The organism is Paracidovorax sp. MALMAid1276, from assembly GCF_049198005.1.
Classification (GTDB): Bacteria; Pseudomonadota; Gammaproteobacteria; order Burkholderiales; family Burkholderiaceae_C; genus Acidovorax.
Window position 1 is genome coordinate 1 of sequence record NZ_JBMIRS010000168.1, and the last position, 10007, is coordinate 10007.

8 protein-coding genes are annotated in these 10007 nt (G+C 67.7%); 3 read left to right on the top strand and 5 right to left on the bottom strand.

The window, feature by feature from the left end; all coding sequences use genetic code 11:
- Nucleotides 1–31 precede the first annotated feature (31 nt).
- The 4 genes from ACOQFS_RS11490 to ACOQFS_RS11505 are packed head-to-tail and all read right to left on the bottom strand — an operon-like array spanning nucleotide 32 to nucleotide 4581.
- Complete coding sequence (locus tag ACOQFS_RS11490; RefSeq protein WP_421563011.1) at nucleotides 32–1024, bottom strand: tripartite tricarboxylate transporter substrate-binding protein; 993 nt, start codon at nucleotides 1022–1024, stop codon at nucleotides 32–34.
- A 51-nt stretch (nucleotides 1025–1075) separates the two neighbouring features.
- On the bottom strand, nucleotides 1076–1840 hold the full coding sequence (locus ACOQFS_RS11495; RefSeq protein WP_421563012.1) for an SDR family NAD(P)-dependent oxidoreductase: 765 nt from the start codon (nucleotides 1838–1840) through the stop codon (nucleotides 1076–1078).
- A 28-nt stretch (nucleotides 1841–1868) separates the two neighbouring features.
- On the bottom strand, nucleotides 1869–3740 hold the full coding sequence (locus ACOQFS_RS11500; RefSeq protein ID WP_421563013.1) for a feruloyl-CoA synthase: 1872 nt from the start codon (nucleotides 3738–3740) through the stop codon (nucleotides 1869–1871).
- A gap of 52 nt (nucleotides 3741–3792) precedes the next feature.
- Complete coding sequence (locus ACOQFS_RS11505; RefSeq protein ID WP_421563014.1) at nucleotides 3793–4581, bottom strand: crotonase/enoyl-CoA hydratase family protein; 789 nt, start codon at nucleotides 4579–4581, stop codon at nucleotides 3793–3795.
- A gap of 159 nt (nucleotides 4582–4740) precedes the next feature.
- On the opposite strand from ACOQFS_RS11505, the gene ACOQFS_RS11510 reads away from it, so the two are divergent.
- The 3 genes from ACOQFS_RS11510 to ACOQFS_RS11520 all read left to right on the top strand — a co-directional run bounded on the left by ACOQFS_RS11510 (nucleotide 4741) and on the right by ACOQFS_RS11520 (nucleotide 8931).
- On the top strand, nucleotides 4741–5955 hold the full coding sequence (locus ACOQFS_RS11510) for a thiolase family protein (RefSeq protein ID WP_421563015.1): 1215 nt from the start codon (nucleotides 4741–4743) through the stop codon (nucleotides 5953–5955).
- Nucleotides 5956–5957: 2 nt separating this feature from the next.
- Nucleotides 5958–7214 carry a thiolase family protein gene (locus ACOQFS_RS11515; RefSeq protein ID WP_421563016.1) on the top strand — a complete coding sequence of 419 codons (1257 nt, stop codon included), beginning with the start codon at nucleotides 5958–5960 and terminating at the stop codon, nucleotides 7212–7214.
- 139 nt (nucleotides 7215–7353) lie between these two features.
- On the top strand, nucleotides 7354–8931 hold the full coding sequence (locus ACOQFS_RS11520) for an acyl CoA:acetate/3-ketoacid CoA transferase (protein ID WP_421563017.1): 1578 nt from the start codon (nucleotides 7354–7356) through the stop codon (nucleotides 8929–8931).
- 323 nt (nucleotides 8932–9254) lie between these two features.
- On the opposite strand, the gene ACOQFS_RS11525 is transcribed toward ACOQFS_RS11520, so the two are convergent.
- Entirely contained in the window at nucleotides 9255–9773 is a 519-nt protein-coding gene (locus ACOQFS_RS11525) for a MarR family winged helix-turn-helix transcriptional regulator (protein ID WP_421563018.1), read from the bottom strand.
- Nucleotides 9774–10007: the final 234 nt, after the last annotated feature.

The following is a 10007-nucleotide window of genomic DNA, read 5'->3' on the forward strand; positions in this document are numbered from 1 at the left end:
GGGAAGGCGCCGCAGGCGACTCAGGGGGGAGTCAAGACTCTGCGGTAAAACCAATCTGCTTCACCAGCGGCCCCCAGCGCTCGAACTCGGCCTTCTGGTCGGCCAGCATCTCCTGCGGCGTGCTGCCGTGGGCGATCAGGCCCACAACGCCCAGTGCATCGACAACAGACTTGTCCTTGAGCGCCCCGGTGATGGCGGCATTGGCGGCAGCCAGCTGCGTGGGCGAAATCTTGGCGGGGGCATAAAAGCCGAACCATTCTTCCGACGTCACATCGGGGAAGCCCTGCTCGGCAAAGGTGGGCACATCCGGCAGGTAGGGCGAGCGCTTCTTGCCCGAGGTGGCCAGCACGCGCACGCGGCCGGCTTTCATGTACTGCAGGTAGTCGCCGCTGGGGTTGACGGCCGAGGCCACCTGCCCGCCCACCAGGTCGGTGATGCTGGGCACGGTGCCGCGGTAAGGCACCTGCTTGAGTTCCACGCCGCTGCGGATGCCCAGCAGCGCGCCCAGCAGGTGCGGCATGGAGCCCGCGCCGGGCGTGCCGTACATGGCCTTGTCGGGGTTGGCCTTGGCCCACTTCAGAAAGTCCGCGAGCGTCTTCACCTCGGCCGGCACGGCAGGCCCCACGGCCAGGCCGTGGTGCATCACCGCGCCGATGGAGACCGGCGCCACGTCGTCGGGCTTGTAGCTGAGCTTGGGATAGATGTGCGGGTACACGGCCAGGGCCGACACGGGCGCGAGCGTCAGCACCGAGCCATCGGCGGGCGCGCTCTTGAGGGTCTCCACCGCAATGCGGCCGCCTGCGCCGGGCTTGTTTTCCACAAAGCCTGGGTTCTTGCTGTAGGCCGTGCCGCCCAGCTTCTCGGCCACGCGGCGGGCCACGCTGTCGCCCGCGCTGCCGGCGGGAAAGCCGTACATGATCTTGACCTGCTCCAGCGTCTGCGCGAATCCGCTCAAGGGGTAGAGCGCCCCCAGCGCGGCGGCAGAGCCGAGGGTTTGTACAAAGTGGCGGCGTGTGGTCGTCATGGTTGTCTCCGGTGGTTTTGTGGTGTCGATGACGGGGATGCGAAAGCGGGATCAGCGCGGTGCCATGCGCAGGGCACCGTCCAGGCGAATCACTTCGCCGTTCAGGTGGCCATTGGTGACGATGTGGCAGGCCAGTTCGGCAAATTCTTCGGGCTTGCCCAGGCGCTGCGGGAAGGGGATGCTGGCGGCCAGCGACTGCTGCACGGCCTCGGGCAGTTCCTTCATCAGCGGCGTGGCAAACAGGCCGGGCGCCACGGTGCACACGCGGATCGCATGCTGGGCCAGGTCGCGCGCCATGGGCAGCGTCATGCCGGCCAGGCCTGCCTTGGACGCGCTGTAGGCCTGCTGGCCCACCTGGCCGTCAAAGGCCGCGACGGATGCGGTGAACAGCATCACGCCGCGCTCGCCGTTCTCCAGCACGTCGAGCTTGCTGCAGGCGGCGGCAAACAAACGGCTCACGTTGTAGGTGCCGATCAGGTTGATGTTGACCACGCGCACAAAGTCTTCCAGCGGCGCGGCGCTGCCGTCGCGCTGCACGACGCGCTTGGCGCTGCCGATGCCGGCCACGTTCATCAGGATGCGTGCGGGGCCGTGGGCGGTGGCGGCCTTGTCGATGGCGGCCTGCACGCTGGCGGGGTCGGTGATGTCGCAGGGGCAGGCGATGCCGTTGATGTCGGCAGCGACCTTTTCGGCCAGTTCGGCATTGCGGTCCAGCACCGCGACCTTGGCGCCCTGGGCGGCCAGTGCGCGGGCGGTGGCCTCGCCGAGGCCCGATGCGCCGCCGGTGACGAGGGCGGCTTGTCCTTGAATCTGCATGGTGGTGGTGTCCTTGTGGCGGGTGGTTTCAGGTGTTGGGGACCAGGGTGAAAGGCAGGCTGCCGTCGTGCAGCGCGGTCACCAGCTCGGCACGGTGCGCGAGCACGGCGCGCTGGTTGATGGAGCCCTTGTCGGTGACTTCGCCCTTGTCCAGCGAAGGCGGCTCGGCCATCAGGTGTGCGCGCGCCACGCGCGTGGCGCTGCCGGTGGCCTGCGCCGCCAGCTGGTTGACGACGCGCTGGAAGTGCTGCTGCACGGGCGCGCTTTCGAGCACCTGCTGCAGGCTGGCGCTGTCCGGCAGCCCGGCCAGCGTGCGGATGGCGGGGGTGGGGATCAGCAGCGCGCCCACTTCGCTCCGATTGATGCCGGTGATCACGGCGTCTTGCACATAGGGCGCGCAGGCCGCGATGATGCGCGCGCGCAGCGGGCCCACGCTCACGAAGGTGCCGGTGCTGAGCTTGAAGTCCTCGGCAATGCGGCCGTCGAACTTCAGGCCCCGGTGCAGGTCGTTCTCGTCGATCCACTTCACCGCGTCGCCCGAGCAGTAAAAGCCCTCGTCGTCGAACGCGGCGCGTGTGGCCTCGTCGTTGCGCCAGTAGCCCGGTGTGATGTTGGGGCCGCGATAGCGCACCTCCACCTTGCCGTCCACGGGCACCAACTTCAGCTCCAGGCCCGGCGTGGGCACGCCGATGTCGCCGGCCTGCACGTCGGGGCTGTTCACGGCGATGCAGAAAGGGCTGCCTTCGGTCATGCCCAGGCCCGTGTTCATCACGATGCGCTCGCCCACCTCGCGCTCGGCGCTTTCAAACAGCGAATCCCAGATGGGCTGCGACAGCGCGGCGGCCGCAAAGAAGAACATCTTCACGCGGCTGAGCAGGTTTCTGCGCAGTGCGTCGTCGGTCTTCATGGTCTGCGCAATCACCTCGAAACCTGTGGGCACGTTGAAGTACACCGTGGGCGCGATCTCGCGCAGGTTGCGGATGGTCTCGGCCATGCCCCGGGGCGTGGGCTTGCCTTCGTCCAGGTACAGCGTGCCGCCGTTGTAGATGACGGTGCCGAAGTTGTGATTGCCGCCGAAGGTGTGGTTCCAGGGCAGCCAGTCCACCAGCACCAGGGGCTCTTCGGCCAGCACGGGCATGGACTGGTTCATCTGCTGCAGGTTGGCGGCCCACATGCCGTGGGTCACGATCACGGCCTTGGGCAGCTTGGTGGAGCCCGACGTGAACATGAACTTGGCGATGCTGTCGCCCGCGATGGCGGCATGCGCTGCATCCACGGCCGGTGTGGCCTCGGTGGCCAGCAGGGCGCTGAACGGCGTGGTGCTGCGGCCCGGCACGCTGCCGCTGCCCAGCACCACGTGCACATCGGGCGCCACCGTGGCCTCGATGGCGCGGGCAAAGCGCTCGCCGCTGCTGGCAAACACCAGGCCGGGGGTCAGGGTGGCCAGCGCGTGGCGCAGCTTGTCGAAGTCCTGGCTGATGGTGGAGTAGGCGGTGGAGACGGTGCAGTGCGGCACGCCAGCCACCAGGCAGCCCAGCACCAGCAGGGCGTGGTCCAGGTCGTTCTCGCTCAGGATGGCCACGGGGCGCTCGGCGCTCAGATGGCGGTCCAGCAGCGCCTGCGCGATGCGGCGTGCGCTGTCCCACGCCTCGCGGTAGCTGATGTGGCGCCAGTCGCCCAGGCTGCCGTCGGCGCTGTGCTTCACGCGCTGGGCCATCCAGGTGCGGTCGGGCGCCACCTGCGCCCAGTGCGCCAGGCGGTCGGTCAGCCGCACGGGGTGGGGCTCAAGGTCTTGCGTGGCGCGCACATAGACCACGCCGTGGTCGCCCGGGCGGGTGGTGACCTCGGTCACGCCAAAGCGCAGGGGCCGGTAGCGGGGGGTGGGGAGGGTGGCCGTCATGGAGCTGGTCTCGGGGCTGGTGCTGGCGCGGGAACGCGGGGGTTCGGCGGGCTCAGTCTTGCTTCTTGACCTTGTTGGCCTTGCCGTCCAGGAAGGCGCGCACGCGGGCCTTGGCCTCGGGGGCGCTCTGGGCAATGGCGGCCATCATGGCCTCGGCCATCAGGCCCTGGTCGGCGGGCTGCTCGGCAATGCGCGGCAGCGCGTGCATCAGCGCGTAGTTGGTCAGCGGCGCGTTCTGCGCAATGCGCTGCGCCAGCTCAAAGGCCTTGTCGAACGCCGTGCCGGTGGGCACGAGGTATTGCGCGAAGCCCACGCGCTCGCCGTCCACGGCGTTGTAGACGCGGCCGGTCATCATCATGTCGGTCATGCGGGCCGTGCCGATCAGGCGCGGGATGCGCACCGCGCCGCCGCCGCCCACAAAGATGCCACGCGAGCCTTCGGGCAGCGCGTAGAACGTGGTCTCGTCCGCCACGCGGATGTGGCAGGCGCTCGCCAGCTCCAGCCCGCCACCCACCACCGCACCGTGCAGCGCAGCCACCACGGGCACGGGGCCGAACTGCACGCGGTCGAGCGCCGCATGCCACATGCGCGAGTGGTGCAGGCCCTGGCCCGCGTCGCGCTCTTTCAATTCCGACAGGTCCAGGCCCGAGCAGAAGTGCTCGCCCTCGCCGTCGATCACGGCCGCGCCCACGGTGGCGGGCAGGGTGTCCATCACGTCGCGCAGCGCCAGGATCAGGCCGTCGTTCAGCGCGTTGCGCTTGGCGGGGCGGGTGAGCCGGATGACCGCGACTTCCTCGCGGTCGCCACGGATTTCTAGGGAGATATCGGAGGTCTTGGTCATGGTCGTGAAGGTGAGTTGTGGAAATTATGGTTATTGAAAATAACTAAAACAAGGGCATGGCGTAGGTCTTTGCTAGGGGGTTTCCCTAGCTTTTCCGGGTGGTCATCTGGTTATGATAAATAACTAAAATCGACGCTCGAGCGCTGCCAAGGAACTGCCATGAACGCCTTCATCCCCTACGGTATCTACTGGTCGTCGCCCTTTGCCAAGTGGCAGGGCACGCTGGCCAACCTCAACGCGCTGCCGCTGGCCGCTGCGGTGGGCAAGCAGGCGCTCACGGCGCGTGGCTACGACCTGTCGGCGGTGGACCTGGCCATCCTCGGCATCACCAACCCGCAAAAGGGCAGCTTCTATGGCCTGCCCTGGGTGACGGGCCTCATGGGCATCGACCGCGTGGCCGGACCCACTGTGCAGCAGGCCTGCGCCACCAGCGTGCGCGCGCTGCAGATGGCGGCGCAGGAGGTGGCCTGCGGCACGGCCACCAGCGCGCTCTTGGTGATGGCTGACCGCCAGTCCAACGGCCCGGTGGTGTACTACCCCGATTCGAGCGGCACCGGCGGCTACGGCATCACCGAGCACTGGGTGCCCGACAACATGGGCCACGACCCGTACGCCAAGAACCCCATGATCCAGACGGGCGAGAACGTGGCCGCGCGCTATGGCATCAGCACCGAAGAGCAGCACGCGCTCAAGCTGCACCGCTACCACCAGTACCAGGAGGCTCTGGCCAACGACCGCGCCTTTCAAAAGCGCTACATGGCCGATGTGCCGGTGACGGACTCCAAGTTCCGCAAGCCAACCGGCACGCTGAGCACCGACGAAGGCATCTTCCCCACCACGGCCGAGGGGCTGGCCAAGCTCAAGCCGGTGAAAGAGGGCGGTACCGTCACCTTTGGCGGCCAGACGCACCCGGCCGACGGCAACGCGGGCGCCATCGTCACCACGCGCGAACGCGCGCGCGCCGTGGCCACCGACCCGGGCATCGAGGTCGAGATCCTGGGCTTTGGCATGGCGCGGGTGGAGGCGGGCTACATGCCCATGGCCCCGTCGCCCGCTGCATTCAACGCGCTCAAGAACGCGGGCCTGTCCATCAGCGACGTGGCGGCCATCAAGACGCACAACCCCTTTGCCGTGAACGACATCGCGCTGGCGCGCGACACCGGATTTGCCTGGGAGCGCATGAACAACTACGGCAGCTCCATCATCTGGGGCCACCCCCAGGCGCCCACCGGCCTGCGCGCGATCATCGAACTGATCGAAGAGCTGGTGCTGCGCGGCGGCGGCGTGGGCCTGTTCACCGGCTGCGCGGCGGGCGACACCGGCTATGCCACCGTGCTGCACGTGACGGACAGCAAGAACACTGCCAAGGCCTAGCCATGACCCACGCTTCGACAAGCTCCTTTTCCGCCCCCTTGAACGCCTGGCTGGTCGATGGCGTGCGCACGCCGCTGGTGGACTACTGCGGCGCGCTGGGCCATGTGTCGCCCACCGACATGGGCATCAAGGTGGCGCGCGCCGTGCTGGAGAAAAGCGGCGTGCCCGCCACCGATGTGGGCTCGGTCATCACCGGCTCCATGGCGCAGGCGGACTTTGATGCGTATGTGCTGCCGCGCCACATCGGCCTGTATGCGGGCGTTCCCTTGGACGTGCCCTCCATCCTGGTCCAGCGCATCTGCGGCACGGGCTTCGAGCTGTTCCGCCAGGCGGCGGACCAGATCGCGCTGGGCTACACCGACGTGGCGCTGGTGGTGGGCACCGAGTCCATGACGCGCAACCCCATTGCGGCCTACACGCACCGCACGGGCTTCAAGCTGGGCGCGCCCGTGGAGTTCAAGGACTTCCTGATGGAAGCACTGATCGACACCGCAGGCCCGGTGACCATGATCGAGACCGCCGAGAACCTGGCCAAAAGAAACGGCATCACCCGCGAAGACGTGGACGCCTATGCCTCGCAGTCCTTCGCCCGCGCGCTCAAGGCGCAAGAAGACGGCTTCCTGGCGGGCGAGATCGTGCCGGTGATCAGCGAAAAATTTGAGCTCGAAGGCTACGCCCCACGCGGCATCGCGCTGCCGCGCAAGGTGGCGCAGCTGGACCGCGACACCCACCCGCGCCCTTCGCCGGTCGAAGCCCTCGCTGGCCTGCGCACCGTCTACCCCGGCGGCGTGCAGACGGCGGGCAACAGCTCGGCCCTGGTCGATGGCGCCGTGGGCGCCGTGGTGGCCAGCGACGCCTATGTGCAGCAGCGTGGCCTGAAGCCCCTGGCGCGCCTGCGCGGCGTGGCGGCCGTGGGTGTTGCGCCCGAGTTCATGGGCATCGGCCCGGCCCCGGCGATCCGTGCCCTGCTGGCGCGCACCGGCCTCACGCTGGATGACATCGGCCTGTTCGAAATCAATGAAGCCCAGGGCGCGCAGACCCTGGCCGTGGGGCGCGAGCTGGGCCTCGATATGAACAAGCTCAACGTGAACGGCGGGGCGATTGCGCTGGGCCACCCGCTGGCTGCGACCGGCGTGCGCCTGACGGTGACGCTGGCGCGCGAGCTGCGCCGCCGTGGCCTGCGCTATGGCATCTCCAGCGCCTGCGTGGGCGGCGGGCAGGGCATTGCGCTGCTCATTGAAAACACTGAGAAGGTGTGAACGGGGCCGCCATGCGTGCTGGAACACGCCGGACCGCTTCACGCTTGCTGCGCTTGGAATTTGAATGAAATGGGGCTCCAGCGCTTATCCAGTAAGCGCTGGCAGCTATCGAAATAATAGTTTTCACCCAAAGGTCACCATGAAAATCATCACCGCAGCCCAGGCCGGGGCCCTGATCCCCGACAACGCCACCATCTTTCTGGGCGGCCTGGCCGTCTCCAGCCTGCCGGAGGAAGTGCTCAAGGGCGTGGAGAAAAACTTCCTCGAACACGGCAGTCCGAAGAACGTGACCACCTGGGCGTGCGGCGCCATCGGCAACAGCAAGGACGCGGGCATGGTCCACCTTGCGCACCCCGGCATGATCAAGCGCACGGTGGCCGGCCACTTCGGCCAGACCGGCGCCGAGATGATGAAGATGGTGTTTGACGGCGAGGTGGAGGCCTACAACTTCCCGCAGGGCAGCCTGTCGCACCTCACGCGCCACATCGCCAGCCGCAGCCCGGGGCTGCTGACCAAGGTGGGTCTGGGTACGTTCGTGGACCCGCGCATCGAAGGCGGCAAGCTCAACAGCAAGTCCACCGAAGACCTGGTCAAGCTCGTCGAATTCAACGGCGAGGAATGGCTGTTCTACCCCTCGCCCAAGGTCGATGTCGCCATCATCCGCGGCACGCTGGCCGACGAGAACGGCAACATCACGCTCGACAAGGAAGGCGTGCTGCTGGAGCAGATCAACATCGCCCACGCGGCCAAGGCCTGCGGTGGCATCGTGATCGCGCAGGTGGAGCGCATCGTGAAGGCCGGCAGCCTGCACCCCAAGTCGGTCAAGGTGCCCGGCGTGTCGGTGGACTACGTGGTGGTCAGCCAGCCTGAGAACCACATGCAGACCATCACCACGCAGTTCAACCCCGCGCTGTGCGGCGACGTGCGCGTGCCGGTGAACTCGCTCGCGCCCATGCCGCTGGACGAGCGCAAGGTGATCGCGCGCCGCACGGCGCTGGAACTGAAGCCCGGCGCCATCACCAACCTCGGCATCGGCATACCGGCCGGCGTGCCCTCGGTGGCGGCGGAAGAGGGCGTGTCGGACCAGTTCACGCTGAGCGTGGAAAGCGGCATCACCGGCGGCATCCCCGCGCAGCTGGGCGACTTCGGCACGGCCTACAACGCCGACGCGATCATCGAGCAGTCGCTGCAGTTCGACTTCTACGATGGCGGCGGGCTGGACGCGAGCTTCCTGGGCCTGGCGCAGGCCGACAACCACGGCAACGTGAACGTGAGCAAGTTCAATGGCCGCCCCGTGGGCTGCGGCGGCTTTGTGAACATCACGCGCTCCACCAAGAACCTGGTGTTCTGCGGCACCTTCACGGCCGGCGGGCTGGAGGTGAAGGTGGGCGACGGGCGGCTTCAGATCGTCAAAGAAGGCCGCTCGCGCAAGTTCATCGAAAAGGTCGAGCAGATCACCTTCAACGGGCTGGATGCCGCACAGCGCGAGCAGAACGTGCTCTTCGTCACCGAGCGCGCCGTGTTCCGCCTGACGACCGAAGGGCTGGAGCTGATCGAGATCGCGCCCGGCATCGACCTGGACCGCGACGTGCTGGCGCACATGGGCTTCAAGCCCATCATGCGCAACGTGAAGACGATGGACGCAGGCCTGTTCCAGGAACAGTGGGGCGGGCTGGCGGCGGCGCTGGCGGCCAAGCCGGCGGCCCATGCCGTCTGAGAGACGAAACACGGCCAGCATGAAAGAAGGGGCGCGACAGGCGCCCTTTTCTTTGACCCTTTGTTCTGCCCTTGCGCCTTACTCCCACCGTTCGGGCTGAGCCTGTCGAAGCCAGGGCGCGGCCCCAAAGCCTTTTCTCAAGACGGCATCAACGAACATGGAGCCGTTCACGCTGAGCGCAGTCGAAGCGCCGCGCAAGGCTTCGACAGGCTCAGCCCGAACGGGTGTTTGAACTTCGAGGGTGCCGATCCAATAGCACGCCCAGTGCAAGCAGCGCGGGCGTCGGCGAAGCGCGAGAGCGCCGTGGGCGTGCAGCGTACGCCCTACGCCCCCGCCGGCAGATAGATCTTCTGCAGCAGCCGGATCAGCGTCTTGCGCTCCGTGGCCGTGAGGCGCGCGGTGGCGTCCACCTCCAGCTGCGCGGCGGTCACTTCGGCCCGCGCCGTCAGGTCCGCGCCCTCGGCCGTCAGGTGCACGCCCATGGCCCGCCCGTCGCTGGGGTGGGGGCGGCGCTCGATGAGGCCGCGCTTTTCCAGCCCCGCGATCAGGCCCACCATGTTGGGCGGCAGCACGTTGAGCGTGGCGCACAGCTCGCGCGATGTGACGCCGGGGTTGTGCGCCACCAGCGACAGCACCGAGAAGTCCACCACCTTCAGGTCGTACACGGCCATGCGCTCCATGAACACCTCGATGATGGCCAGCGACGCGCGCCGCGTGTTGTAGCCCACCAGCGTGCGCAGAAAGCAGGTGTCCACGGCCGGGGTGTCCGTGGCAGACGGGGTACCCGTGGGGGCGGCGGACGAAGCGGCGGGTTTCTTGCGGAGGGGGCGTGCGCTGGACATGGGGCGATTGTGCCGAGGGCAGGGTCGTGGCTTGCAGATATAGATCAAATCAGGCTCTAGGGATGTCCTGCATAACTCCCTGCGGTCCGTGATAGCGCGGTCTCGGGCGGTCCGCTGCGTTGCTTTTCTTGCCAATAGCGGGGCTATTGGCTGCGAAAAGACGCCTTGCGGCCCATCCCGATCCGCACTATCACGCACTCGCGAGGGTTATGCAGGACATCCCTAGCGCATATC

Excerpts from the sequence above, each read along its gene's own strand:
- ACOQFS_RS11525 (WP_421563018.1), bottom strand. The coding sequence starts at position 9,773 with ATGTCCAGCGCACGCCCCCTCCGCAAGAAACCCGCCGCTTCGTCCGCC.
- ACOQFS_RS11490 (WP_421563011.1), bottom strand. The coding sequence starts at position 1,024 with ATGACGACCACACGCCGCCACTTTGTACAAACCCTCGGCTCTGCCGCC.
- ACOQFS_RS11515 (WP_421563016.1), top strand. The coding sequence starts at position 5,958 with ATGACCCACGCTTCGACAAGCTCCTTTTCCGCCCCCTTGAACGCCTGG.
- ACOQFS_RS11505 (WP_421563014.1), bottom strand. The coding sequence starts at position 4,581 with ATGACCAAGACCTCCGATATCTCCCTAGAAATCCGTGGCGACCGCGAG.
- ACOQFS_RS11520 (WP_421563017.1), top strand. The coding sequence starts at position 7,354 with ATGAAAATCATCACCGCAGCCCAGGCCGGGGCCCTGATCCCCGACAAC.
- ACOQFS_RS11495 (WP_421563012.1), bottom strand. The coding sequence starts at position 1,840 with ATGCAGATTCAAGGACAAGCCGCCCTCGTCACCGGCGGCGCATCGGGC.
- ACOQFS_RS11500 (WP_421563013.1), bottom strand. The coding sequence starts at position 3,740 with ATGACGGCCACCCTCCCCACCCCCCGCTACCGGCCCCTGCGCTTTGGC.
- ACOQFS_RS11510 (WP_421563015.1), top strand. The coding sequence starts at position 4,741 with ATGAACGCCTTCATCCCCTACGGTATCTACTGGTCGTCGCCCTTTGCC.